21 protein-coding genes and 1 tRNA gene are annotated in these 25,798 nt (G+C 65.1%); 13 read left to right on the top strand and 9 right to left on the bottom strand.

Annotation, left to right across the window (positions count from 1 at the left end):
* Nucleotides 1-309: 309 nt before the first annotated feature.
* Nucleotides 310-2,715: a M10 family metallopeptidase C-terminal domain-containing protein gene (locus tag OCK02_RS09585; RefSeq protein WP_263812858.1), complete on the bottom strand. Its 2,406-nt coding sequence runs from the start codon at nt 2,713-2,715 to the stop codon at nt 310-312.
* Between the two features lie 384 nt (nt 2,716-3,099).
* Between OCK02_RS09585 and OCK02_RS09580 the strand changes: the two genes are divergently transcribed.
* Together OCK02_RS09580 and OCK02_RS09575 are read left to right on the top strand one after the other, a co-directional pair.
* Nucleotides 3,100-6,180: a glycosyltransferase gene (locus OCK02_RS09580; RefSeq protein ID WP_263812857.1), complete on the top strand. Its 3,081-nt coding sequence runs from the start codon at nt 3,100-3,102 to the stop codon at nt 6,178-6,180.
* A gap of 149 nt (nt 6,181-6,329) precedes the next feature.
* Nucleotides 6,330-6,911: a class I SAM-dependent methyltransferase gene (locus tag OCK02_RS09575; protein WP_263812856.1), complete on the top strand. Its 582-nt coding sequence runs from the start codon at nt 6,330-6,332 to the stop codon at nt 6,909-6,911.
* Between the two features lie 114 nt (nt 6,912-7,025).
* Here OCK02_RS09575 and OCK02_RS09570 read toward each other — a convergent pair.
* Nucleotides 7,026-7,101 (bottom strand) — tRNA-Ala (locus OCK02_RS09570).
* A 145-nt stretch (nt 7,102-7,246) separates the two neighbouring features.
* Nucleotides 7,247-7,636: a TIGR02300 family protein gene (locus OCK02_RS09565; RefSeq protein WP_112600103.1), complete on the bottom strand. Its 390-nt coding sequence runs from the start codon at nt 7,634-7,636 to the stop codon at nt 7,247-7,249.
* A 314-nt stretch (nt 7,637-7,950) separates the two neighbouring features.
* Here OCK02_RS09565 and aroA point away from each other — a divergent pair, with 314 nt between their 5' ends.
* From aroA to rpsA, 3 genes are all read left to right on the top strand, one after another.
* Nucleotides 7,951-9,309, top strand: a complete 1,359-nt coding sequence (gene aroA, locus OCK02_RS09560) for a 3-phosphoshikimate 1-carboxyvinyltransferase (RefSeq protein ID WP_263812855.1) — start codon at nt 7,951-7,953, stop codon at nt 9,307-9,309.
* A gap of 178 nt (nt 9,310-9,487) precedes the next feature.
* Complete coding sequence (gene cmk / locus OCK02_RS09555) at nt 9,488-10,117, top strand: (d)CMP kinase (protein WP_263812854.1); 630 nt, start codon at nt 9,488-9,490, stop codon at nt 10,115-10,117.
* A 115-nt stretch (nt 10,118-10,232) separates the two neighbouring features.
* Nucleotides 10,233-11,939 carry a 30S ribosomal protein S1 gene (gene rpsA / locus OCK02_RS09550; protein ID WP_263812853.1) on the top strand — a complete coding sequence of 569 codons (1,707 nt, stop codon included), beginning with the start codon at nt 10,233-10,235 and terminating at the stop codon, nt 11,937-11,939.
* 105 nt (nt 11,940-12,044) lie between these two features.
* On the opposite strand, the gene OCK02_RS09545 is transcribed toward rpsA, so the two are convergent.
* Nucleotides 12,045-13,736 (bottom strand): hypothetical protein, encoded by a 1,692-nt coding sequence (locus tag OCK02_RS09545; RefSeq protein ID WP_263812852.1) that lies wholly within the window; start codon nt 13,734-13,736, stop codon nt 12,045-12,047.
* A gap of 354 nt (nt 13,737-14,090) precedes the next feature.
* Here OCK02_RS09545 and OCK02_RS09540 point away from each other — a divergent pair, with 354 nt between their 5' ends.
* On the top strand, nt 14,091-14,423 hold the full coding sequence (locus tag OCK02_RS09540) for a DUF6665 family protein (RefSeq protein ID WP_263812851.1): 333 nt from the start codon (nt 14,091-14,093) through the stop codon (nt 14,421-14,423).
* Nucleotides 14,424-14,439: 16 nt separating this feature from the next.
* On the opposite strand, the gene OCK02_RS09535 is transcribed toward OCK02_RS09540, so the two are convergent.
* Both OCK02_RS09535 and OCK02_RS09530 read right to left on the bottom strand, forming a co-directional pair.
* Nucleotides 14,440-15,702 carry a hypothetical protein gene (locus OCK02_RS09535; RefSeq protein ID WP_263812850.1) on the bottom strand — a complete coding sequence of 421 codons (1,263 nt, stop codon included), beginning with the start codon at nt 15,700-15,702 and terminating at the stop codon, nt 14,440-14,442.
* A gap of 114 nt (nt 15,703-15,816) precedes the next feature.
* The gene (locus OCK02_RS09530) at nt 15,817-16,443 is read right to left on the bottom strand and encodes a ribonuclease D (protein WP_230807773.1); all 627 of its coding nucleotides are present in this window, start codon (nt 16,441-16,443) and stop codon (nt 15,817-15,819) included.
* A gap of 132 nt (nt 16,444-16,575) precedes the next feature.
* Between OCK02_RS09530 and OCK02_RS09525 the strand changes: the two genes are divergently transcribed.
* Nucleotides 16,576-16,893, top strand: coding sequence for a hypothetical protein (locus tag OCK02_RS09525; protein WP_263812849.1), 318 nt, complete (start codon nt 16,576-16,578; stop codon nt 16,891-16,893).
* A 91-nt stretch (nt 16,894-16,984) separates the two neighbouring features.
* Nucleotides 16,985-18,013, top strand: coding sequence for a hydroxyacid dehydrogenase (locus OCK02_RS09520; protein ID WP_263812848.1), 1,029 nt, complete (start codon nt 16,985-16,987; stop codon nt 18,011-18,013).
* Nucleotides 18,014-18,066: 53 nt separating this feature from the next.
* On the opposite strand, the gene OCK02_RS09515 is transcribed toward OCK02_RS09520, so the two are convergent.
* Together OCK02_RS09515 and OCK02_RS09510 are read right to left on the bottom strand one after the other, a co-directional pair.
* Entirely contained in the window at nt 18,067-18,813 is a 747-nt protein-coding gene (locus OCK02_RS09515) for a type 1 glutamine amidotransferase (RefSeq protein WP_263812847.1), read from the bottom strand.
* A 77-nt stretch (nt 18,814-18,890) separates the two neighbouring features.
* Nucleotides 18,891-20,117, bottom strand: coding sequence for an ROK family transcriptional regulator (locus tag OCK02_RS09510; RefSeq protein ID WP_263812846.1), 1,227 nt, complete (start codon nt 20,115-20,117; stop codon nt 18,891-18,893).
* Nucleotides 20,118-20,384: 267 nt separating this feature from the next.
* Here OCK02_RS09510 and OCK02_RS09505 point away from each other — a divergent pair, with 267 nt between their 5' ends.
* From OCK02_RS09505 to pyrC, 5 genes are all read left to right on the top strand, one after another.
* On the top strand, nt 20,385-21,410 hold the full coding sequence (locus OCK02_RS09505) for a sugar ABC transporter substrate-binding protein (protein ID WP_263812845.1): 1,026 nt from the start codon (nt 20,385-20,387) through the stop codon (nt 21,408-21,410).
* 192 nt (nt 21,411-21,602) lie between these two features.
* Entirely contained in the window at nt 21,603-22,685 is a 1,083-nt protein-coding gene (locus OCK02_RS09500; RefSeq protein ID WP_263812844.1) for an ABC transporter permease, read from the top strand.
* Nucleotides 22,685-23,467: an ATP-binding cassette domain-containing protein gene (locus OCK02_RS09495; RefSeq protein ID WP_263812843.1), complete on the top strand. Its 783-nt coding sequence runs from the start codon at nt 22,685-22,687 to the stop codon at nt 23,465-23,467. The genes OCK02_RS09500 and OCK02_RS09495 overlap by 1 nt, the downstream gene beginning before the upstream one ends.
* The gene (locus tag OCK02_RS09490) at nt 23,464-24,090 is read left to right on the top strand and encodes a nucleoside triphosphate hydrolase (RefSeq protein WP_263812842.1); all 627 of its coding nucleotides are present in this window, start codon (nt 23,464-23,466) and stop codon (nt 24,088-24,090) included. Before OCK02_RS09495 ends, OCK02_RS09490 begins: the two co-directional genes overlap by 4 nt.
* 157 nt (nt 24,091-24,247) lie before the next feature.
* Nucleotides 24,248-25,285, top strand: a complete 1,038-nt coding sequence (pyrC, locus tag OCK02_RS09485; protein ID WP_263812841.1) for a dihydroorotase — start codon at nt 24,248-24,250, stop codon at nt 25,283-25,285.
* 48 nt (nt 25,286-25,333) lie between these two features.
* On the opposite strand, the gene OCK02_RS09480 is transcribed toward pyrC, so the two are convergent.
* The gene (locus OCK02_RS09480; RefSeq protein ID WP_263812840.1) at nt 25,334-25,783 is read right to left on the bottom strand and encodes a DoxX family protein; all 450 of its coding nucleotides are present in this window, start codon (nt 25,781-25,783) and stop codon (nt 25,334-25,336) included.
* Nucleotides 25,784-25,798 lie beyond the last annotated feature (15 nt).

Genomic DNA, 25,798 nt, shown 5'->3' with positions numbered 1-25,798 from the left:
CGTCACCAATTCAGCATACAGGGACGCCCCGCAGAGTTGGCGCCGCCATTTTCCACCTTATCAAACATTGTCCAGCCACACCGGATCTTGCCTCCCCGGCACATTCCGGCCTACCAGCCGGCACCCGGCCAAAGCCAATCCTGTGTCCACAAAGCACGAAGGGCGCGTCCTGTGGACACGCCCTTCGTCAGGTCGGGAAAGCCGCGGGCGAGAGTCTGTCAGCTTCATACCGAAGCTGACAGACTCTCGCTTTCTTTGTTATCGTTTGTCTTTTCGGGAAAACCGGATTCCACTTTTCCCTGACAAACTCTAGAGAATAAAGTCCGATTCCTTGAACGTGACGATCTGGTCGACGAAGATCGAGAAGTCCGCCTTCTTGTCTCCGTTGATGTCGCCGGAAATCATGATGCCGTCACCGGACTTCTTTGCACGCAACTGACCGTCCGTGCCGTTGAAGGCCTTTTCACCGATGAACTTGAAGCTCTGGTTGCCTGCCTTGTCCGCACGCGCATCGATGGCGGAGACATCGATCTTGTCCTTCTGTGATCGCCAGAAGTCGGTGATCGTGTCGCGTGCGCTCGAGGTGGAATCCTTTGCCGAGGTGAAGATGAAACGGTCGGCGCCCGAATTGCCGGTGAGGATATCCGCCCCCTTGCCGCCGGTGATGCGGTCGTTGCCGGAACCGCCCTCGATCTTGTCGTTGCCGGAACCGCCCTGAAGGACGTCATTGCCGCTGCCGCCCAGGATCTTGTCCTTGGAGGAGCCGCCCTTGACATGATCGGCGCCCTTGCCGCCGACAACGTTGAGCTTCGTACCGCTGTCGGCACTCAGATAGGCGCCGCTCTTATCAAGCTTGACCTGCCCCGAGCCGACGATGCGAACGAGGTCCCAGTCCTTGATGTCGGTCGTCTTCAGTTTGGTGCCGGTACTGTCGATCTTGACGGTCAGGTAGTCCCTGTCGCCCTGCATGGCGATCTTCTTGTTCAAGGTGAGCGTGCCAGCCGACGGCGTCTTCGTCATGTCGATCACCTCGACACTGTCAAGCCGCCCCAGCAGGCGCAGGTCGATGCCACTGCCCTTGATCACCTGGAGCGCATCGGTCCCGGCACCGCCGACGATGTGAAGCTTGTCGTCAGCGAGAGAGCCGGGCCCGACCTTGATGACGTCGTTTCTGTTCGTTCCGGTGGCACCGCGCTCCTGGCCGGTCATCGTAATGGTGACACCTTTGCTCAGTGCCTTGCTGAAGGTGAACTGGCTGCTGCCCAGACTGCCGACTTTGACGCCCTTCAGCACGAGTTCGTCGCCGCCACCGAGCGCGATCACCGTATCCGAGCCGACCTGGCGCCGCGCCAGGTCAGACAGGTTCGTGATGCCGGTGCCGGAAAGGTCGATCGTGTCTTTTTCGGACTTCGCGAAGTCCCGGATCGTGTCCGTGTCGAACGAACGGGCGAAGACGAACGTATCGGCGCCGGCATTGCCCCGGAGCGTATCTCGGTCGGCACCACCGGACAGGCGGTCGTTGCCCTTGCCACCGGTTAGCTCATCCCTGCCGGCATAGCCGGCGAGATCGCTCCCGTCATCGGCACCGCGAATGTTGTCCTGGGCCGAACTCCCCCTGAAGTAAATGAACTTCACGTCATTGGCGTCGATCGTCGGATTGGGATGGATCTTCCGGTTTCCGGGCGCAACACCGCCATGGGCATACTGGCTGCTGTAGCTCAAGACGGAGCGATCAACATAAACCGTATTGCCGTCATCGGGGCTGCCGTGGAAGTTGATATCGCGATTGGTGTAGGCAACGCCGATCCAGTTGTAATGTTCGGCGCTGAACGAACCGAACAGCACCGAATGGCGCATATCCGTGTCGGTCAGGTTGGTAAACTTGTTGTTGAAGGCATGCTTGAAAAAGAATGCGTAGCCGTTGCCTTCACCCCCCTTGTTGTGGGCGCCGGCAGTCGTGAGCTTGTCGCCGGTGATGTCGTAGACCGAACTGAAGGAAAAGCCGTGCGAGGCGTTATCCTTCACATCTATGTCGTGCAACTCGACGTCCGTGGCACGTGTGACCTCGACCGTCGAGACATTGTTGTACTTGGTGTACTTGTTGGTGAAGTCGAAACTGCCGGCATCCCCCAGGTTGGTCTTGATCGAGAACCCGCCGAGCTCAATGTTCTTGACGACGTTCACGGTGCTGACAGTCGTCTTTCCGGCCTCGAAGTTATAAGGCGTCTTGCTGGCCAGGGTCACCGTACCCTTCGCGGTATCGACGTCGATCACTTCCGCCAGCATCTCGCGCAGCGGATCCATGTCCTTGTTCAGAAGATGGGTGTTGCCCGTGGCTTTAAGCCAGTCCCGATCGTTTTCCTGCTGCAGCTGGAGAATGGTTCCCTTGGTGATACCCGCCACGCTCGACAGCTTGAGCTCCGTCGTGGCGCCCTTGACCGTCGTCGCCATCAGCTTGGCATTGAGCTCGACGACCTTGCCGCCCTGTATGTCGAAGGCCGTCGCATTGCTTGCGCCTTTCGCATCGACGGTTATGTTGGTCTTGCCGACACCGGCGCCAAGGATGGTGATGTCGCTTCGGGCGATCTGCACCTTGCTGTCGAAGGTGTAGTTCCCCGCTGCCAGATGGATTTCCGAACCGGCGGGAGCACTCTTGATCGCCGCTGCGATTTCGGCGGCCGAAGCTTTGTCAGTGAATGTTTTATAGATAGCCAACTTCGTTACCACCTTCTGTAAGTTCGGTTCAGGCATACTGCCCGGGGAAAATTAGAAAAAGTACACGTCAGTTGTTTGAAGCAGAAGAACGCGGCAGGCAATCGCGAAGGATCGCCATATTTTTGCCGCTTGCCCCTCCGAGTGAGACATGCACGAACGAGCCCAGCATCGAGCGCCCGGGTCACAGCGCGGCACAAGTCGCCTTCAAGGCCAAATCCATCGCCGAAATTCGTTAAAAAATGGCACAAGGCGACCCCGTGGATTTTGACTTAGACCAGGGCCTCCACTATGCATGTGGCGCTATTCGGCGAGGCACCACAACTTTTGGGCGATCATGCCGTCCCGATTGTTGCAACGAGTCTTCGCCAAACACAAGAGGCATGCATGACAGGCAAGCAGCAGATGCAGTACGATGATCGTGTGCCTGACGTTCCGAAAGCCCCGCTGCCGACCAGGGAGGCTGTCGCCGACACCTCGGCCCTAGAAGAACAGGTACGATCGCTGCTGGCGCTGAACGTCTCCCTTCGCCAGCGCGTGGAGGCTTCCGAACGCGCCATGCGCAGCGCGGCTGCCGCCATCGATCGCCAGCGGGAGCAGCTCGCCTATCGGCTCGGGACCGAAGTCATTGCAGCCACGCGCTCGGTCTCCCGCCTTGTCGGCCTGCCCATCTCGCTGCGTCGCGCCTACAGGGAATACAGGACCGACCTGACCAGGAGACAGCGGAATCCGGACAGCGATACGACGTCCAGCCCTGCCGGCGTGGATAGTGCACAGATCCTGTGCGACACCGTCGAGGGCCTGGAGCAGCAGATCGCGACGCTGCAGAGGGACAACGGTCTGCTGCTGGAGCGCGCCGACCAGGCAGATCGCGCCAAGAATCTCTCCAACGATGCCATCCGGCAGATCCAGCGGCAGCTGGCCTACCGTATCGGGGCGGACATCGTCGCCGCCCGCTCGCTGCCGGCCATGCTCAAGCTGCCGCTGACCCTGCAGCGCACCTATGCCGACTTCAAGGCGGGCGGCACCAAACACAAGCGCTCCGACGAACTCCATCGCGACATCGGCGACCTCGACGCCAAGATGTGGGGCGGATTTGCGAAATATGCCCGTGCCGAACTCTTGCAGTGCATGGAGGACAACAGGCTCGCCGCGAAGGACCGGTCGGCCGCAGCGCATGCGCTGGCGCGCTGGGCCTTCGTCGACGGGGATTTCGGCAATGCGGCGGACCTGATGGAGCGCAGCATCAAGCTGCATCGCGACAACATTCGCGAAAAGCGTCTCTGCCAGCTGATGTGCCTGGCGCAGGCCGGCCGCGTGGCCGAGGCGGAAGCCGTGCTTGGCCACATCCAATCAAAAGTCAACGAGTTCATCGACTATTCGGTGATGCGGGCCGACATCGCCCGCCGCAGGGCGCGCCTGGACGGCCGCCCTGTCCCGGACAGCGACCGAATCTATCTGGATGGGCTGAACCGCGCCATGGCGCCATCCGGCATGTCGCCCATCGAACTCGCCGATCCCGCCAGGCCGCTCAGCATCTGGAACATCGTCTCCCATGCGCCTGCGAGCATGGCCGCCCAGACATCGAAGGTTTCCGTCATCGTCCCCGCCTTCAATGCGGAGAAGACGTTGACGATGGTTCTGGAAAGCCTCGCGGCCCAGACGTGGCGGAATATCGAGATCATCGTGGTCGACGACTGCAGCACGGACGGCACCTGCGCGCTGGTGGAGAATTTTGCTGCCGCCGATCCGCGCGTCCGGCTGGTGCGGCGTACCGTCAACGGCGGCGCCTATCCGGCACGAAACGACGGGGTGGAGGTTGCCTCCGGCGATTTCATCACGGTGTGCGACAGTGACGACTGGTCACATCCGGAGAAGATCGAGCGGCAGGTCAACGAACTTGCGGCAAGTCCGCAATGCGTGGCCGTCCTGTCCCATTGGCTGCGGGTCGACGACGACCTCGGCGTGGTCGGCTCCTGGATTCCGAAGAAGAGCCTGCTGGACATGAATTTCTCGTCGCTGATGATGCGCCGCGACGTCTTCGACCGCCTTCGCGGCTGGGACGAGGTGAAGGTTACCGGCGATGCCGAGTTCAGGGCGCGTATCCTGGCCGTCTATGGCGAAGACTCGATCTGCAAGGTGAAGCACAACAACATCCTGTCCTTCTCGCTGGCCCGCGAGGATTCCCTGACCCGTTCCAAGGCGACCCATATGCGGTCGCTCTATCACGGCGTTCGTGGCCAGTATCGGGACTCCTACCGGAACTGGCACCTGAGCCTGCAGCAGGGCGGCGATCCGCACCTCCCCCGCACCAATGGACGCTTCCCGGTCCCGCTCGGCAACCGACGCGCCGTGGACGGTGACCGGACGTTCGATCTCGTCGTCATCTGCGACTTCGTGTTGAAGGGCGGCGCCTTCGTCTCGACGATGAACTACATTGCCGCGGCCGCCCGGGCGGGGCTGAAGATCGCGGCGGTTCACTGGCGCAAGTATGAACTCAATGTGGAGTCTCCGCTCAACCCCGTGTTCTACGACGCCTGCCTGAAATACGGCATCTCGATCCTGACACCCGGGGACGAAGTCAGGACCAAGAGCGTGCTCGTCGGCTATCCTGCCGTCCTGCAGAACATGCCCGACCGGTTCCCGAAGATCGAGACCGACAATGTGATCGTCCTGATCAACCAGTTCGCGACGCGGCTGGTGGACGGCTCGGACCGCCAGTACGAACCGGAAGTCATCCGGCAGCACCTGGTCGAACTGTTTGGAACGTCGGGTACCTGGATACCGATATCCCACTGGGTGAAACGGCTGATGCAGGAAGACCCGAGCTACCCGGAACCCTATGGCGACCCGTGGCACCCGATGGTCGACACGAGCGTCTGGTGCTCGACCCCGATCGCGTGGCGCGGCGGCGGAGATCGCCGCCCGGTCCTCGGTCGGCACGGCAGGGATGCCTATACGAAATGGCCCAGCACGGTCGAGGCGCTGAAGGCTGCCTACTGCGTCGACATGGATGTCGATCTGAAATTCCAGGGCGGGGCGAAGCATGCCAGGGGCATGCTCGGCTTTTCGCCACAGAACTGGGAGGTCATGCACTTCGATGCGATCCCGGTAAGAGCTTTCCTGGAGAGCCTCGACTTCTTCATCCATTTTCCGCATGAACTCTATATCGAGGAGTTCGGGCGTGCGCCCATGGAGGGAATGGCCGCCGGAAAGGTGACGATCCTGCCGCCGCAGTTCCGTGAGACGTTCGCAGACGCGGCCGTATACTGCGAACCGCACCAGGTGCGGGAGACCGTCCAACGCTTCTGGAACGATGAGGCCGCCTACCGGGCCCAGGCCCAAAAGGGGCGCGAATTCGTGTTGCGGCACTGCGACCAGATGGGTTTCATCGACCGGCTGAACGCACTGACATCCACCAACCAACGCGAGCACTCTATCGGCGCAGAGGTCCGGGCTGGAAGCTGATCGCCGGCTGCGGTCCGTCGAAATCGCGGGCCGCATGATGCGGCCTTCGCCATATCCAGAGGAAATCGTCGTGCGTCCCGGTCCGATTCGAATCGGACGGGGCCACGTCAGGAAAACGTCCTCAGCCAGGGGACACGGGGAGACATGGAATGAGCTATGCGGATGGCAAGTACTGGGCGGGACGCAGCGACCTGTTGTACTACCAGTACTTCAGGATGATCATTCGCTGCGTGGGCAAGGATGCCGGGAGCATGATCGATATCGGGTCGGGAAACGCCCCCTATCTCGAATGGTTCGACTGGATCGGAAAGCGGGTATCGGTCGACATTCGCACACCTTACCGGTCCGCCACCGTCGAAGGCATCAAGGGCGATATCCACAAACTGACGTTCCCCGAGAAATTCGATATCTGCACCTGTATGCAGGTCATGGAGCATGTGCCTGCAGCCGGGCCGTTCGCACAGCGCCTGCTCGAACTCGGCAAGCTGTTGGTCGTGTCGGTGCCATACAAGTGGCCCAAGGGGAAGACGAACGGCCATGTCCACGACCCCGTCGACCTCGAGAAGCTGACCGCATGGTTCGGCCGCAAGCCGAACTACAGCCAGATCGTCAAGGAGCCCTTCTCCGCTTCGAAGGGCCGCAGGCTGTTCGCCATATACGATCCGGCCGATCCCGAGATGCAGTTCGGCCCGTCCTACTTCTCGCAGCGGCGCCCGCTCGCAGACGCTTGAGTTTCAGCAAAGCTGGCGTCTCCGGGCTACGGCGCCCGGCGACGCCGGTATGCGTCACGGCCAACGGTAATGATATACCGTGGCTACATTTCTTGCCTGATCATGAGGAAATTTTGGTGGAGCTAAGCGGGATCGAACCGCTGACCTCTTGCATGCCATGCAAGCGCTCTCCCAGCTGAGCTATAGCCCCATCAAGGGTCCGGCGTGGCCGGTTCCGGGATACCGAACCGGGGTTTCCCCGGGCGGTGCGGCTTCATACTTCCGGTTTCGGGAGATGGCAAGCCGAAAAATCCGTTCCGGCCGAACTTTTTGAATTCGGCCGGAAAATCATCAGTTTAGACTTCCTCGTCGTCGCCGGTGACGCCGATGATGCCGGTCATGTCGTCGTTGTCGTCGTCCTCGTCCTGTTCGAGGAAGGTGTCGTCGTCGTCATCGCCGATCTCGACGTCGTCGTCGCCCAGATCCGGCAGGTCGTCGCCGCCCGATGCTTCGTCGTCGGCATCCTCCAGCGAAACCAGCTCGACTTCCGTGTTCTCGGTATCGACCTCGTTGACCTCTTCGTCCTCGTCCTTTTCCATGACGGCCGCAGCCGAGGTTTCCTCGAAGAAGGAGAGCGGATAGGACTTGCCCGTATAGGGCGATACGATCGGGTCGCGGTTCAGGTCGTAGAACTTACGACCCGTCTCCGGGTCGATGCGCTTGGTTCCAAGTTCCGGTTTTGCCACAGTCAAAGCCTCTTGAATGGCCGAATTTTTCCGGCGAAGCCGGATAACCGGCGGATGGTCGGGAATAAGAATTAGCCGGTCCCCTTAATCATCTTGCCCGCCGCTGTCAAAGCCTAACTTTGCAGCGTTTTGCGTCCGTTGCGGCCGCAGCGCCGGACGAGGGGATTTTCGCCGGCGGGTGGATGACGCTCGGGATGCTTTGTGATAGCACCCCGCAGAACTTCCGGCGAAAGGACGGCGCCCAGGACGCAAACGCTTGCGGGCTGGCCGGCGGCCGGCCGCCAAGACACGCTCTCTATGAAGGAACCCGCTCCATGTCGCATGGCGCCCAGGCAAAGCCCGCAACCGCACGCAAGTCGCAAGGCCTCTCCGGTACCGTGCGCATCCCCGGCGACAAGTCCATTTCCCACCGTTCCTTCATGTTCGGCGGCCTTGCCAGCGGCGAGACGCGGATCACGGGCCTGCTCGAAGGCGAGGACGTGATCAACACCGGCAAGGCCATGCAGGCCATGGGCGCGAAGATCCGCAAGGATGGCGACACCTGGATCATCGACGGCGTCGGCAACGGCGCATTGCTGGCGCCGCAGGCGCCGCTGGACTTCGGCAATGCCGGCACCGGCTGCCGGCTGACGATGGGCCTCGTGGGCGTCTACGATTTCGACAGCACCTTCATCGGCGACGCCTCGCTGACCAAGCGGCCGATGGGCCGCGTGCTCAATCCGCTGCGCGAGATGGGCGTGCAGGTGAAGGCCGAAGAAGGCGACCGGCTGCCGGTGACGCTGCGCGGGCCGACGACGCCCACGCCGATCACCTACCGCGTGCCGATGGCGTCCGCCCAGGTCAAGTCGGCCGTGCTGCTCGCCGGGTTGAATACGCCCGGCATCACCACCGTGATCGAACCGATCATGACGCGCGACCATACGGAAAAGATGCTGCAGGGCTTCGGGGCGAACCTCACGGTCGAGACCGATGCCGACGGGGTCCGCACGATCCGGCTCGAAGGCCAGGGCAAGCTGACCGGCCAGGTGATCGACGTTCCGGGCGACCCCTCCTCCACCGCCTTCCCGCTGGTCGCCGCGCTGCTGGTGCCAGGCTCCGACGTTACCATCCTGAACGTGCTGATGAACCCGACGCGCACGGGCCTGATCCTGACGCTGCAGGAGATGGGCGCCAATATCGAGGTCCTCAACGCGCGGCTCGCCGGCGGCGAGGACGTGGCCGACCTGCGCGTGCGCCATTCGGAGCTGAAGGGCGTCACCGTGCCGGAAGAGCGTGCGCCGTCGATGATCGACGAATATCCGGTCCTGGCCGTCGCAGCTTCCTTTGCCGAGGGCGCGACCGTCATGAACGGGCTGGAGGAACTGCGGGTGAAGGAGAGCGACCGGCTCTCGGCCGTCGCCGATGGGCTGAAACTGAACGGGGTCGACTGCGACGAGGGCGAGACCTCGCTCGTCGTCCGCGGCCGCCCGGACGGCAAGGGGCTCGGCAATGCCGCAGGCGCCGCCGTCGCCACCCATCTCGACCATCGCATCGCCATGAGCTTCCTCGTCATGGGGCTCGTCGCCGAGCACCCGGTCACGGTCGACGACGCGACGATGATCGCGACCAGCTTCCCCGAATTCATGGGACTGATGACGGGGCTCGGGGCGAAGATCGAAAGCGACGAGACGTAAGGAGCGAGCGAACGCCAGGCGCCGTGTATCTCCGGAACGCCTGACCTTGACGCCGAACCAGGTCGCCTCACGGAAAGTTAGGGGCATCTGCGGCAATCAAAGGCCAACCGCCCCTTGGCATCACGTACTGTTTTCCGCTAACACGCTTCGTGACGCGGATATGACGCAAGGATGCGAAATGACGACCATTGCCATCGACGGTCCAGCGGCTGCCGGCAAGGGCACGTTGTCGCGCCAGATTGCCGAGGCGTACGGGTACCATCATCTCGACACCGGCCTGACCTATCGCGCAACCGCCAAGGCGCTTCTGGATCGCGGACTGCCGCTCGACGACGAGGCGGTCGCCGCCGACGTCGCACGGAACCTGGACCTTTCCGGGCTCGACCGCGCGGTCCTGTCGGCGCACGGGATCGGCGAGGCCGCCTCGAAGATCGCCGTCATGCCAGCGGTCCGGCGTGCGCTGGTCGAAGCGCAACGGGAATTCGCCGCGCGCGAGCCGGGAACAGTCCTCGACGGCCGCGATATCGGCACCGTCGTCTGCCCGGATGCGACCGTGAAGCTCTACGTGACGGCGTCGGCGGACATCCGCGCCAGACGCCGCTATGACGAGATCATCGCCAGAGGCGGGGCCGTGGAGTACGACGCGGTCTTCGAGGACGTGCGCCGCCGCGACGAGCGCGACATGGGCAGGATGGACAGTCCCCTACGACCGGCGGAAAACGCGCACTTGCTTGATACGTCCGAAATGAGTATAGAAGCCGCGTTTTCGGCGGCGAAATCCATCATCGACGCTGCCCTGAAGCACTAGAGCGACAGCCGTCCCCGCGCCGGTTTTGCTTCCGATCATGGAAGCGGACGTGCCTCGCTCATTGTCAACGCTAACCCCCGGCGCCCGTGCCTTTTCCGGCACACCAGGAGTTTCCATGTCCCAAGCTAATCCCACGCGCGACGATTTCGCAGCCCTGCTGCAGGAATCCTTCGCCACCAACGACCTGGCCGAAGGCTATGTCGCCAAGGGCATCATCACCGCCATCGAGAAGGACGTCGCCATCGTCGACGTCGGTCTCAAGGTCGAAGGGCGCATCGCGCTCAAGGAATTCGGCGCCAAGTCCAAGGACGGCACGCTGAAGGTCGGCGACGAAGTCGAAGTCTATGTCGAGCGCATCGAAAACGCTCTCGGCGAAGCCGTCCTGTCGCGCGAGAAGGCTCGCCGCGAAGAGAGCTGGGCCAAGCTCGAAGTCAAGTTCGAAGCCGGCGAGCGCGTCGAAGGCGTCATCTTCAACCAGGTCAAGGGTGGCTTCACCGTCGATCTCGACGGCGCCGTCGCCTTCCTGCCGCGTTCGCAGGTCGACATCCGTCCGATCCGCGACGTCACGCCGCTCATGCACAACCCGCAGCCCTTCGAAATCCTCAAGATGGACAAGCGTCGCGGCAACATCGTCGTTTCGCGCCGTACGGTTCTTGAAGAATCGCGCGCCGAGCAGCGTTCTGAAATCGTTCAGAACCTCGAAGAAGGCCAGGTTGTCGACGGCGTCGTCAAGAACATCACCGATTACGGTGCGTTCGTCGACCTCGGCGGCATCGACGGCCTGCTGCACGTCACCGACATGGCCTGGCGCCGCGTCAACCATCCGTCGGAGATCCTGTCCATCGGCCAGCAGGTCAAGGTTCAGATCATCCGCATCAACCAGGAAACCCACCGCATCTCGCTCGGCATGAAGCAGCTCGAGAGCGATCCGTGGGATGGCATCGGCACGAAGTACCCGGTCGGCAAGAAGATCTCCGGTACCGTCACGAACATCACCGACTACGGTGCGTTCGTCGAGCTGGAGCCGGGCATCGAAGGCCTGATCCACATCTCCGAGATGTCCTGGACCAAGAAGAACGTACACCCCGGCAAGATCCTGTCCACGAGCCAGGAAGTCGACGTCGTCGTTCTCGAAGTCGACCCGACCAAGCGCCGCATCTCGCTCGGCCTCAAGCAGACGCTCGAGAACCCGTGGGAAGCCTTCGCGCACAGCCATCCGGCTGGCACCGAGGTTGAAGGCGAAGTCAAGAACAAGACCGAATTCGGCCTGTTCATCGGCCTCGAAGGCGACGTGGACGGCATGGTCCACCTCTCCGACCTCGACTGGAACCGTCCGGGCGAGCAGGTCATCGAGGAGTTCAACAAGGGCGACGTCGTCAAGGCTGTCGTTCTCGATGTGGACGTCGACAAGGAGCGCATCTCGCTCGGCATCAAGCAGCTCGGCCGTGATGCGGTCGGCGAAGCTGCCGCTTCCGGCGACCTGCGCAAGAATGCAGTCGTTTCGTGCGAAGTCACCGCGATCAACGACGGCGGCATCGAAGTCCGTCTCGTCAACCACGAGGACATCTCTTCGTTCATCCGCCGCGCCGACCTGTCGCGCGACCGTGACGAGCAGCGTCCGGAGCGTTTCTCGGTCGGCCAGACCGTCGACGCCCGCGTGCTGAACTTCTCCAAGAAGGATCGCAAGATCCAGCTTTCGATCAAGGCGCTGGAAATCGCCGAAGAGAAGGAAGCCGTCGCACAGTTCGGTTCGTCCGACTCGGGCGCTTCGCTCGGCGACATCCTGGGTGCAGCCCTGAAGAACCGCCAGAACAACGAGTAATCGTTCGTCTGCGACGCAAGTGACGAAGCCCGCGGGGAGCGATCCCCGCGGGCTTTTTTTCATGCAAGATTTGTGGAACGACGGCGCGGGCAGCCGCCCGATCGGTCAGGTCCAGTATTCGCCGAGCTTCTGGTAGAAGGCGAAGCCGGGATCGGGCGGACCGACGAGATCCTCGATCTTGCGCCGCCGCTTTGCCATTTCGGGCGTATCGGTCTCTTCCGGGGGCTCTCCCTCGACTTGCCCGTCCGCATTGCCACCGTCGCGCTCGTCGCCTGTCCCGTTCTCCCCGGCCGTGTCCGTCGTCTCTTCCTCGTCTTCGGGCGGTTCGCGGCGGGCCGGATCCCTCGGGTCCAGCTCGTCCTGCGCGGGCAGGTAGGGCACGATGGGGACGGCAATACCGTCGCGGAACAGCGGCAGCGCGGCGCGCTCGGGCAACGGGAGCGGCAGGGGCAGCGCGGTCGGGCGCGCCGGCGCATCGGCATCCTCAGCGGCAGCCGCTGGCCGGCCGGCCAGCGCCTCGTCCTCGGCGATGTCCTGGGGCTGGGCAATAGCAGGTCGGGCCGCATTCGCAGTCTCGGTCGTCGTGGGGCCTGGCACGGTGCCGCCAATCGTGACGGCGGAACGTTCCGGCATGGCATTTGCGGCCCGCAGCCTGCCAGCCGGATCGTCGGCGTCCCCGGCCACGTCCGGCATGGACGCCGCCGGCGAGGTGCGTTCGGGAAGATTAGGGAGGGGCGCCTGCAGCAGGAGGCGCAGCACCAGCGCCTCGTCGGCGGTCAGATCGGCGACGATACCGGCGATCATCCGCAACACGCCCTCGTACTCACGACCGGCAGCAACGACCGGCACGGCTGCCGGGATTGCCGAGGCACGTCCGGCCTCCGGAGCCGCCGTGCTCCTGTCGGCGACCGGCGACAGACCCCGGTCCGGGGGCGCGGGGCGGGCGGCGGGCTCTTGTGTACCCGCCGGCAGGCGACCTGCCTCGATGTTCGCGGGCATGGCGGGGGCACGCGCCAACAAGGGCGCCTCGTTCGTGCGTTGGGGCAGCGATACAGAACCGACACCGGCTTCCACCCCCTTTCCGGCAGAAGCTGCAACGGGCTGCTGTGTCTGCGGGGGCGTCGGGACGGGCGCGGATCGTGGGCTGGTGCGGGCCGAACGGTCAGGCTCCGCACCGCCCTCGAAGAGCCGGAGCAAGGCCGCCTGCAGCACGCGGCTGTCGATGCCCGCGTCCCGCTGCCGCTGGCGGTCGTTGCCTGCGGCGGCGGCAAGCTGGGCCTCGCCGGGGATGAACCGCGGCTGCGACGCCGCCGGGCGGTCCGGCTTGCCGCCCGGCATATCGGCGGCGGCAAGCAGGGCCTGCGCCAGGCGCTGGGCATCCGGCCCGGCGGGATTGCGGATGATCTCCATCAGGATCCGGGTCGGCGCGGTGGCAAGCACGGTGGCCAGCAGCCGCTCGGCCGCGGGCCGCATCTCGGCGGGCAGCCGCGCGATGAGAAGCGCCAGGCGCCGGGTCGCATCGCCATCGCCGCCCTCGCGGGGCGGCAGCGCCTTCATCGCCTCCAGGAGGATCTCGAGCAACTGGCGCGCCGCATTGCCCTTGTCTCCACCCTGCTCGATCTGGCGCATCATCGCCTCCAGCAGGCGCAGGAGGACGGCGGCGCGCAGGTTGGACAGCGCTTCCGGGGACAGTTGCTGGCGGGCGGCGACGGGCGTGGCCCCGGTTGCCGGTTCCTGCGGCGAAGGGATCGGGACTGTGACAGGCGTCGCAAGGCGCGGCAGCATCACCATCTCCATGAGGCATCTTCGCAGTGCCGCCGTCCGGCCGGCACGATGCCGCTCTCCAACGATCCATGTTCAGGCTGGCAAGGCATCATGCGCGCCAAAGAGATTGACTGACCACTGGCATTCCGCGCGGAGGGAGGCTTCGCCCCGGATCCTGGCTCGCTGGCCGACACGTCCGCCGGAACGAGATCCGGTCCTTCGCTGACGGCCAGAATGCCATGCACGCGCGTCGGGATACGCATCAATGAACAAGAAATGACAGAACATGGTTAACGATCCGTTAGCGATGCTGCACTGCAGGGGACTTGCAGGCCGTCGGGCGATCGCCGATGATTGCGGAACCCGCGATCGGAAGGTTGATGGATCATGTCCGTACGTCCGCCCCGATTCTTCGACCCGCAGCACGCCACCGGCTTCAACGTCCTCGAATACGAGCTGCTCTCGGAACGCGCCGATGCGCTCGGCCGTCACGGATTGAAGGTGGAGAAGGCGCTGGAGCAGCTTCGGGCGAAGACGGCCGCGGGATGCGGCGGGGACCAGCGCGAGGCTCTTCTGGATGCGGCCGCGGACGCGGTCTGGGCCTTCTTCATCCAGCGCGAAATCTGCGGCTTGCGCGACCAGCGCGACTTCATCCGCCGCTACGACATCCCCAGGGAGGTGCTGGCGCGGGTCGGGATCGTTCGGAAACCTGAAAGCTGACAGCCGCGGACGACGCTCAGGCAGCCTCGCGCCGCAGCAATTCGTAGATGCCGATCTCGTCGATCGGAAGGACGAGGATCGGGTCGAGCGCACCTGTGCGCTCCTGGCGTTCGAAGTCTTCCAGTTGCGCCGCCATCTCTTCGCGGTTCGCTTCGGGCAGGGCCTCGGACAGGGCTTCGGCCGTCTGGCCCGCTGCGTCCGGTTCGACACCGGCGTTGTCTTCGCCCGACGACGGCTCGGTCGTCACCCCGTCGCTTCCCGACGGAACGGCGGCGAGGATCTGGATCAGTTCGAGGCTGCCCTCGGCCGCTGTCGTTGCCTCTTCGCCCGGAGCCGCCTCATCGGTCTCGTCGAGATGCTCCTTCACCGCATCCTGCAGGTCCTGCACGTCCTCGAGCTTCTCCGAGGCCTTCAGGTCCTGGATCTTCTGCTCGCGCTCCGCCTTCGTTTCCTCGTCCTCGATCCGGCCCGGCTCCGACTTCGTCCGCTCCTCCTGGAGCTCTTCGAGGGTCTTCGGGTCGGCAACGTCCTCCAGCCGCTGGATGACCTTGCGCATCTCGCGCGTCATCGACCGCTCGCCCTCGGCCCTTTCGGCAAGCGCGTCCTTCACCTTCAGTCCGGCGTCGCTCCAGGGGTTGGCGATCGCGGCGATCATGTCCTGTGCGCTCAGGCCAAGTTCCGTCAGGCCGGTGGCCTTTTCCAGTGCGGCGACGCTCTTCGGCAGGGCCGCGCGCGTCTCCATCAGTGCTGCGGACAGCCGCGCCTCGAAATCCTCCTCCTCGCCCGTCAGCCCGGCGCCTCCGGCCACGCGCGCGGCAAGGGCGGCCATCGCGTCGGTCGAACCGTTGACGCCGTCGCGCAGGACGGCAATGACGTCGTTCGCCGCGACGCCGAGCGTCTCGAGGCTGATCTTCACCGGCTGGCCGCGCGAATCGGCCTTGGCGAAGCCGAGCATGGTCACGGCGTCGCTCAGCCTGCGGGCGAAGTTGCGGCTCGATTCGTCGGCGTGCTGGGCGAGGCCCAGCGCATCGGAGAAGCGGGCGACGAGGGTGGCAAACGGATCGGGATCGATCTTCAGGGCGCCGAAGAAATAGGCGTTGATCTTCTCGTTGGCAGCGGCCGTCGACGCATCCTGGGTGGTTCCGACGACCTTGTCTTCCCGCTCGCGGCCCTTCGCCTTGTCGTCGTCTTCCCGGCGACGCGTCTCGATGTCGTCGAGCATCGAGCGCAGTTGCGTCGTTGCGAACTGGCCGGCCGATTGCTGGAGGGACGGGAGCATGACGCTATCCTGGCTGCAAGATCGAAAATTACAGCCGAGGATAGAGAGACAGGGTTAAGCGGAGGTAACCATCCGCCTGTTGCTTCTCGGGGCGCGCGTGCACGGGGCCGCCGATCAGCTATGGGCGAAGATGTCCGTCTCCTCCCAGCCGAGCAGGTCGAGCTTGGCGCGGGTCGGCAGGAAGGCGAAGCAGGCCTCGGCATGCTGCAGGCGGCCGTCACGGACGAGGCGCGCCATCAGCTTGTCGCGCAGCGCATGCAGGTGCAGCACGTCGGACGCCGCATATTCGAGCTGCGCCGGCGACAGCGTCTCGGCCGCCCAGTCGGAGGACTGCTGCTGCTTGGAGATATCGACTTCCAGGAGTTCCTTCAGATTGTCCTTCAGGCCGTGGCGATCGGTGTAGGTCCGCGTCAGCCGCGAGGCGATCTTGGTGCAGAAGACGGGCGAGCAGGTGACGCCGAAGGTGTGGAACAGGACGGCGATGTCGAACCGGCCGTAGTGGAAGATCTTCTGGCGCGAAGGATCACCCAGCATGGCGACGAGATTGGGCGCGCGCGTCTGCCCGGCGGCGATCTTGATGACGTCGGCGGTGCCGTCGCCCGGCGAGAGCTGGACGACGCACAGGCGGTCGCGGCGCGGGATCAGCCCCAGCGTCTCGGTGTCGATCGCGATCGCGCCGTCGTAGCGCGCAGCATCCGCGGCGGAAATGTCGCCCTCGTGATATCGTATTGCATTGGCCATAGGGCACCCCACATGAATGTGCATCGAACGTGAACGCGCTATATCGCATGTTTGCGTGGCGGGGTACTGCGGAATGACGCTTAATGCGGCTCAATCGAACGGAATGACATGACGATCCGGCGGACATCCGGCGTGACGGGACTGATTCTGGGCCTGATTCTGGCGCTGCTCCTTGCGGTGCAGCCGTCGCTTGCCGCTGCCCAGCAGGCAGGCCTTTTCAGCGACCGCCGCTATCCGTTCACCGACCTGCCCGGCGTGACGACGCAGAAGGAGGCCGAAGCGGCCGACGAGGTGGTGTGCACGCAGACCTTCGACAGCAACAGGAACCGGTCCCGCCGCTTCGGTGAGCCCAGCCGCCCGGTCTACACCTGCACGCAGAACGGCAGGACCTTTTCCAGCGAGCGGCCACCGCTGTCGCGCGAACGCGACCTGCGCGGCCTCGGCTGGTAGTACCGGTGCAGGCTGGTAAGGCTTCAAATTCATGGTATCAATCCCGCCCAAGCCGACCCGTCGTGCGGGAACGGGCGGCCGGGAGGAGACCATGACCGATACGAGACCCATTGCCATCAGCGCGCCCGAGCCGCGCACGCTCGAGCTGATCTTCACGCCCGAGGCGCTGAAGCGCCTGAAGGAGACCTACCGCATCGTCGAGGCGGACCCCGAAGACATCGCCGGTCTCGGCGACGACGTTCTCTCGCAGGCGCGCTACATCATCGGCCAGCCGCCGCTTTCGGCCGGGACGCTGGACCGGATGGCGAACCTGCGCTGCATCCTCAACGTCGAGAGCAACCTGATCAACAACATGCCCTACGACGTCCTGTTTGCCCGCGGCATCCATGTGGTGACCACCGGACAGGTCTTCGCCGAGCCCGTGGCGGAGCTCGGGCTGGCCATGGCGCTGAACCTCGCGCGCGGCATCATCGATGCCGACGTCGATTTTCGCGAGGGGCGCGAGCGCTGGGGCGGCGACGGCAATGCCGGCGCCCGGCTGCTCTCCGGCTCCGATATCGGCATCGTCGGCTTCGGCGACCTCGGCAAGGCGCTCGCCCGGGTTCTGTCGGGCTTCCGCGCCCGCATCCGCGTGTTCGATCCCTGGCTGCCGCCGTCGATGCTGAAGGAGGCCGGTGTCGAACCCGCCTCGCTCGATAGCGTGCTCGGCGAAAGCGACTTCATCTTCGTGGTGGCCGCCGTCACCAGCGAGAATAGGGGTTTCCTCGGCAGCGACGCCTTCGGGCGGATGCGCAAGGGGGCCGCCTTCATCCTGCTCAGCCGCGCCGACGTCGTCGATTTCGACGCGCTGATGGCGGCGGTCGAGCGGGGCCACATCGTGGCGGCAAGCGACGTCTTTCCCGAGGAACCGCTCGCCGTGGAGCATCCGGTCCGCCACCTGAAAGGCTTCGTCCGCTCGGCACACCGCGCCGGGGCGCTGGACAGCGCCTTCAAGAAGATGGGCGACATGGTGCTGGAGGACATGGCCCTGATGGACCGCGGGCTGCCGCCGATGCGCTGCAAGCGGGCCGAACGGGAAACCGTGTCGCGCATGCGCTCGAAGCCGGTCAGCGTCAACTGACGCGGTGCGGCTCCTGTCCGGCGACGGCAGAGACACACGCCGGCGGGTAGCGCTCAGGCTGCGTCGCTGACGCCTTTCCTCCTGCCGGCAACGGAACCCGCCGCGATCGTCGCCACCCAGGCGCGGGCGATCGCGAGGCCTGCCGTATCGGCAGCCGGTCCGTGCGCGCCTGCGATCTCGTCGAACCGGCCGATCCAGCCGGGGGCCATGCGTTCGATCTGCTCGGGAAAGGTATCGCGCCACCAGGCTGCGACCGTCCGGTCCACCTCGAAATGGAACTGCGTGCCATAGGCCGCGCGGCCGACCCGGAAGGCCTGGTTCCGGGCAGCGGCGTTGCCCGCCAGGTGCACGGCGCCCTCGGGCAGGGTGAAGGTATCGCTGTGCCACTGGAAGATCGGAAAGATGCCGCCGGCCGCCGCCAGCAGCGGGTCCGCCAGCCCCTGTTCCGTCGGATGGATATCCTGCCAGCCGAATTCCGGCGTCGCCCCGATTAGGTTGTCCGCGCCATAGCCGCGCGCCAGCAACTGGCTGCCGAGGCAGACGCCGAGGACCGACTTTCCGGCATCGCCAAACCGGCGCATGAGGCGACAAAGGCGCGGCAGGTAGGGATGCCTGTCGTCGTCCACGGCCGATTGCGGCCCGCCCATGACGACAAGGGCGTCGTGGGCGTTCTCATCCTCGGGCAGCGGCTCGCCGGCATGCGGCCGACAGAAGAGGATCTCCGCGCCCGCTTCGAGAAGGGCCGCCTCGATCTGTCCGAGGGCGGTATGCCTGTCGTTTTCGACCACCAGTACGCGCATGGGGCTGCCTCCCGAATCTCAGGCGCCAGACAAGCATGCCGCCGCGCGGCGTTCAAGCAGGCCTCGCATCGCTTGGTTCAGGCGGGCCCCTTGAACAGTACGTTCTGGTCGAGCAGGTAGCGGGCGAACAGGGGCAGGCTGGCGGCGCCGATGGTGCGCGCCTGGCTTCCCGCCTCCCCTTCCAGGATCTCGGGCATGATCACGCCCTGCAGGTCGTGCTCCCCGAGGGCTGCACGGGTCGCCATGACGATGCGCTCGCGCACCCAGGCGGGGAAGCCGCCGTCGATGACGGCTGCGGAGAAGTCGATCACCGAAGCGGCCGCGATCAGCGCCTGGGCAAGGGCTGCGGCTGTATCCTGGATCCAGCTCTCGAGCGGCGCGCCGAAATCGATCCATTCGTCCGGCGAATACCAGAGCGGCCGGGGATCGATGCCGCCCGCGCGCAAGCGGTTCTCCAGAACGAAGATCGAGGCGATCTTCAGAAGCTGCACCGTCCTGCCGTCACGACCCTGGACCGGCAGCGGGCCGATCGCGCCGGCCGTGCCGGTGCGGCCGGAAAAGAGTGCGGAATTGAGCACGACGCCGCCGCCGATGAAGGAGCCGATGAAGAAATAGATGAAGTCCGGATAGCGCTGGCCGAGGCCGAACACGAGTTCGGCGGCGCAGGCGCTGGTCGCGTCGTTATGCAGGAACACGGGGTGCGACACCCTCGCCTGGATCTCCCGCTGCAGGTCGATGCCGCGCCAGGTATCCATGTCCCGCTGCGGCGCGCCGACCTCCTCGGCCCAGTTCCACAATTCGAATGGCGCGGCGATGCCGATGCCGGCCACGCGGGCACGTTGCCCGGGATCCAGTCCCGCCTCCATCTCGGCGATGCCGTCCGTGATGAAGGCAAGCACCTCGTCCGGCATGGGATAGGCATAGGTGCGACGGACCTGCAGCCGCACCCGGCCGACGAAGTCCATGACCGCGAGTTCGGCGCTGCGGCGGCCGATCTTGACGCCGAAGGAATAGACCGCATCGGGATTGAGCCGCATCGGCGTCGAGGGCTGGCCCACCCTGCCGCGGGTCGGTTCGCCGCGCATCAGCAGGCCATCGGCCTCGAGCGCGCGCATGATGACGGTGACGGTCTGGGCGGAAAGGCCGCTGCGCCGGGCGATCTCCGCCTTCGAAAGCTCGCCGTGGCGGCGCACGAGCGACATGACGAGCCGCTCGTTATAGGCCCGCACGCGCACCTGGTTCGACCCGCCGGACGGATCGAGGATCGTCGCCGGCGATGCTGCCGGCACGCTTTCCTCAGGCATGCCATTTCCTCCCGAACCGGGCATTTCATTCTTTCCGGCCGATGCTTCGCGCCGCCTTGGCGGGCGGATTTCACGCGCAGCGGCCTATGCCCTGGTTCGTCGCAGCATGCCACATCGAATTAATAATTCAATTCGATTTATTTATTGACAGAGCCCATCTTCAATGGTTCCCTGACGGTGGAAGCGCGATCGACGGCCGCAGAGGAGCGGCACGGATCGGCATCCGGATGGCGTCGCGCCGTCCTGTTTTGTCCTTGGGAGGATTACATGAAGACCACGATTGTGAGCGCCGCTCTCGGCGCACTTGCGCTTGGCGTCGCCTTTTCCACGCCTGCCGCGGCGGCGGACGTCACCGCCTGCCTGATCACCAAGACCGATACCAACCCCTTCTTCGTCAAGATGAAGGAAGGCGCCACGGCCAAGGCCCAGGAACTGGGCGTGACGCTGAAGGCCTATGCCGGCAAGATCGACGGTGACCATGACAGCCAGGTGGCCGCGGTCGAATCCTGCATCGCCGACGGCGCGAAGGGCATCCTGATCGCCGCCTCCGATACGAAGGCGATCGTCGATCAGGTGAAGAAGGCGCAGGCTGCCGGCCTGCTGGTGATCGCGCTCGATACCCCGCTCGACCCGGCGACCGCCGCCGATGCCACCTTCGCCACCGACAACCTGCTCGCTGGCAAGCTGATCGGCCAGTGGGCGGCCGCGACGATGGGCGACAAGGCCAAGGACGCCAAGGTCGGCTTCCTCGATCTCACCCCGTCCCAGCCCACCGTCGACGTCCTGCGTGACCAGGGCTTCATGATCGGCTTCGGCATCGACCCGAAGGATCCGAACAAGATCGGCGACGAGGACGACCCGCGCATCGTCGGCCATGACGTGACCAACGGCAACGAGGAGGGCGGTCGTACCGCCATGGAAAACCTCCTGCAGAAGGATCCGGACATCAACGTGATCCACACCATCAACGAGCCGGCCGCCGTCGGCGCCTATCAGGCGCTCAAGGCCGTCGGCAAGGAGAACGACGTGCTGATCGTCTCGGTCGACGGCGGTTGCCCGGGCGTCAAGTCGGTCGCCGAAGGCGTGATCGGCGCGACCTCGCAGCAGTATCCGCTGATGATGGCCGCACTCGGCGTCGAGGCGATCAAGAAGTTTGCCGACACCGGCGAGAAGCCGAAGCCGACGGAAGGCAAGGACTTCTTCGATACCGGCGTGGCGCTCGTCACCGACAAACCGGCCGCAGGCGTCGAATCGATCGACACCAAGGTCGGCACGGAGAAGTGCTGGGGCTGAGCGGCCCTCGCTTGCACGATCACGTGAAGGGCGGCCGGGGCCGCCCTTCCCATCAAGCTGAGCGCGCGTCTTTGACAAGACGACGAAAACCGCGCAGCCTTCCCTCCGGCACCGGGCTTCGCCTGGCCTATGGTGATGCGCGCGGCACAGATCACGACCCCTCGGGAGCGGGGGTTTTCGGGAGGAATGTTCATGGGCGAGCCCACAGCCGCACATTCGGCGCAGGAATTCGAGAAGGTCCTGGCCCAGAGCTCGACGCAGGTCGCGTCGTTCGATACCCACGACAAGACGGCGGTGCAGAAGATCCAGCAGTTCCTGCACTCGACGCCGGCAGCGATCCCCTTCATCGTGCTGGTCGCCGCCACCCTCATCTTCGGGCTTGCAATCGGCAGCCGCTTCTTCTCGTCCTATACGCTGACCCTGATCCTGCAGCAGATCGCCATCGTCGGCATCCTCGGCGCGGCGCAGACGCTGGTCATCCTGACCGCCGGCATCGACCTTTCGATCGGCGTCATCATGGTGTTCTCGGCGGTGGTGATGGGCAATTTCGCCGTCAGCTACGGCCTGCCCGCGCCGCTCGCCATCCTCGCCGGCTTCGGCGTCGGCGGCGCCTGCGGCTTCGTCAACGGCTTCCTCGTCGCGCGCCTCAAGCTGCCGCCCTTCATCGTCACGCTTGGGACATGGTACGTGATCATGTCGACGAACTTCATCTATTCGGCGAATGCGACGATCCGCGAGGCGGACGTGACCGCGGTGACGCCGATGCTGCATGTGTTCGGCATCAGCTTCAAGGTCGGCTCGGCCGTTTTCACGCTCGGCGTCGTCATGATGGTGCTGCTCGTCCTCGGGCTCTGGTATGCGCTGAACCATACGGCCTGGGGCCGACATCTCTACGCCGTCGGCGACGATCCGGAAGCCGCCAAGCTGTCGGGCATCCGTGTCGACCGGGTGCTGCTCGGCGCCTATACGCTCGCCGGCATGATCGCCTCGCTCGCGGCCTGGGTCTCGATCGGCCGCAACGGCTCGATCTCCCCGTCCGCCGCCGTCACCGACTACAATCTGCAGGCCATCACCGCAGCCGTCATCGGCGGCATCTCGCTCTTCGGCGGCCGCGGCTCGATCCTCGGCACGCTGATCGGCGCCATGATCGTCGGCGTCGTCTCCATGGGGCTGAACATGCTCGGCGCCGACCCGCAGTGGAAGGTCTTCCTCACCGGCGTCCTCATCATCACGGCGGTCGCCGTCGACCAGTGGATCAGAAAGGTAGCAGGCTGATGGCTGCAGAACCCATCCTCACCGCCCGCGGTCTCGTCAAGCGCTACGGCCGCGTGACCGCGCTCGACAATGCCGACTTCGACCTCTACCCCGGCGAGATCCTCGCCGTGATCGGCGACAACGGTGCCGGCAAGTCGACGCTGATCAAGGCGATCTCCGGCGCCGTCACGCCGGACGAGGGCGAGATCCGGCTCGAGGGCGAGGCCGTGCATTTCCGCTCGCCGATCGAGGCCCGCCGCGCCGGCATCGAGACGGTCTACCAGAACCTCGCGCTGTCGCCGGCGCTGTCGATCGCCGACAACATGTTCCTCGGCCGCGAGATCCGCAAACCCGGCATGCTGGGCAGCGTTTTCCGCAAGCTCGACCGCTCGGCGATGGAGAAGTTCGCGCGCAACAAGCTTTCCGAACTCGGCCTGATGACCATCCAGAACATCAACCAGGCGGTCGAAACGCTCTCCGGCGGCCAGCGCCAGGGCGTGGCGGTGGCGCGGGCGGCCGCCTTCGGCTCCAAGGTGATCATCCTCGACGAGCCGACCGCGGCGCTTGGGGTCAAGGAAAGCCGCAAGGTGCTGGAACTGATCCTCGACGTGCGCTCGCGCGGCCTGCCGATCGTTCTGATCTCGCACAACATGCCGCACGTCTTCGAAGTGTCGGACCGCATCCACGTCCACCGCCTCGGACGCCGCCTGTGCGTGGTCGATCCGAAGGAGCACACCATGTCCGATGCCGTCGCCTTCATGACCGGCGCCAAGGAACCGCCCCGGGACGCGCTGGCGGCATGAGCGAGACAATCCCGGAGATCGCCGGCGAGATCGTCCGCCGGGCGGGCAATGCCAGGCGATTCCTCGTCGCCATCGCCGGCCCGCCGGGTGCCGGCAAGTCGACCATGGCCGACCATCTGGTGGCCGCGCTGAAGGCGCGGGGCGAGAGTGCGGAAGTGCTGCCCATGGACGGCTTCCACATGGACAACGCCATCCTGATCGAACGCGGGCTGCTCGCCCGCAAGGGCATCCCCGAGACCTTCGACGCGCGCGGCTTCATCGACATCGTCCGCGCCGTCCGCCCCGCCGACCAGGAGGTGCTGGTGCCGGTCTTCGACCGCTCGCGGGAGATCGCCATCGCCTCGGCGCGGGTGGTCTCGCCGGAGCACCGCTTCATCGTCGTGGAGGGCAACTACCTGCTGTTCAGCCAGGGAAAATGGGCGGAACTGGAGGGCATGTTCGACTATTCGATCATGCTCGCGCCGCCGATCGAGGTGCTGGAGGCGCGGCTCTGGGAGCGCTGGCGCGGCTATCGGCTGAGCGAGGAGGCCGCCCATGCCAAGGTCTACGAGAACGACCTGCCGAACGGGCGGCTGATCCTGGAGAACCGGCGCCCCGCCGACATCACGCTTGCAATCTCCTGATCCCTCACTGCATTCCCGGTCAAGCCAGCGCAGGCACGCCGGGCCCGAGCCGGTTCGGGCCGCCGGCCCCGCCTCTGGCGGCAAAGCGTTTGCCACGAACGGCGCAAGGGTATAATTCCCGCGGCACAGATGTCCCCGATCCGCGGAGTTCCCAGGCATGCAAACGATCACCCTTCGCCGTCCCGACGACTGGCACCTGCACCTGCGCGACGGCGCGATGCTCGAGGGCGTGATCGGCGATACGAGCCGGCACTTCGCCCGCGCCATCATCATGCCCAACCTGGTGCCGCCGGTGGTGACGACCGCGGATGCGCGCGCCTATCGCGAACGGATCATGGCGGCGCTACCGGCCGGCGACCGCTTCCAGCCGCTAATGACGCTGTATCTGACCGAACAGACGAGCCCCGACGACGTCGAGGCCGGCAAGGAAAGCGGGCTCATCACCGCGGTGAAGCTCTACCCTGCCGGGGCGACCACCAATTCGCACGGCGGCGTGCGCGACATCGAGAAAGCGATGCCGGTGCTGGAGCGCATGGCCAGGATCGGCCTGCCGCTCTGCGTCCACGGCGAGGTGACGACTCCGGACGTCGACATCTTCGACCGCGAGGCCGTCTTCATCGAGACGGTGCTCGATCCCTTGCGCAAGCGCCTGCCGGAACTGAAGGTGACGATGGAGCACGTCACGACCAAGGACGGGATCGACTATATCAAAGCGTCGAAGGCCAACCTTGCCGGTTCGATCACCACCCACCACCTGATCATCAACCGCAACGCCATCCTGGTCGGCGGCATCCGCCCGCACTACTACTGCCTGCCGGTCGCCAAGCGCGAGCATCACCGGCTGGCGCTCCGCGCCGCCGCCGTCTCCGGCGATCCCCGCTTCTTCCTCGGCACCGATTCCGCCCCGCATGTGGACCCGTTGAAGGAATGCGCCTGCGGCTGTGCCGGGGTCTACACCTCGATCAACACCATGAGCTGCCTTGCCCACGTCTTCGAGGACGAGGACGCACTGGACAAGCTCGAGGCCTTCGCCTCGCTGAACGGCCCGGCCTGGTACGGCCTTCCCGTCAACGCGGAGACGATCACGCTGGTGCGCCGCGAGGAAGAGGTGCGCTTTCCGGCGAAGATCGAGACGGGGGCGGGCCCCGTCACGGTGTTCGACCCGATGTTCGCCCTGCACTGGGACGTGGCCTGAGCTGGCCACAGCGCCCTGCCCCCGCTCGTGAGGCGGACGCCGGAGACGTCAGAACTGGCGGCCGATGCGGGCGTCGACGGACTGGCTGTTGGAGCCGCGAACCGCGAAATAGAGCATGATGGCCGTCCACAGGATGGACTTCTCGGCGCCGCCGAGGCCCTCCATCTTGACGATGCCGTGGAAATAGATCGTCACCGCCAGCACGATCGCCGAGGCGAACGCGGCAGGCCGCGTGAAGAGGCCGATCGCAACCAGGATGCCGCCGAAGAATTCCGTCGCGGCCAGGAGCGGCGACCAGAAGACGCCGGGGTAGAAGCCGAGTCCCTCGACCATTCCGACGGCGCCGAAGGGGTTCATGATCTTGCCGTAGCCGTGGGTGACGAGAAGCCCGCCCGCGACAACGCGCAGCAGGGTCTCGGCACTTTCGTTCAGCGTGGTATACAGCGGCCGCAGGAACGGCAGGATGAGGCCGGGGCGATGCGTGGTGGTGTCGGACATGCGGTTGGCTCCAAG

Source organism: Rhizobium sp. TRM96647 (genome assembly GCF_025780115.1).
Lineage (GTDB): Bacteria > Pseudomonadota > Alphaproteobacteria > Rhizobiales > Rhizobiaceae > Mycoplana.
This window is presented reverse-complemented; position numbering and strand designations above follow the sequence as displayed.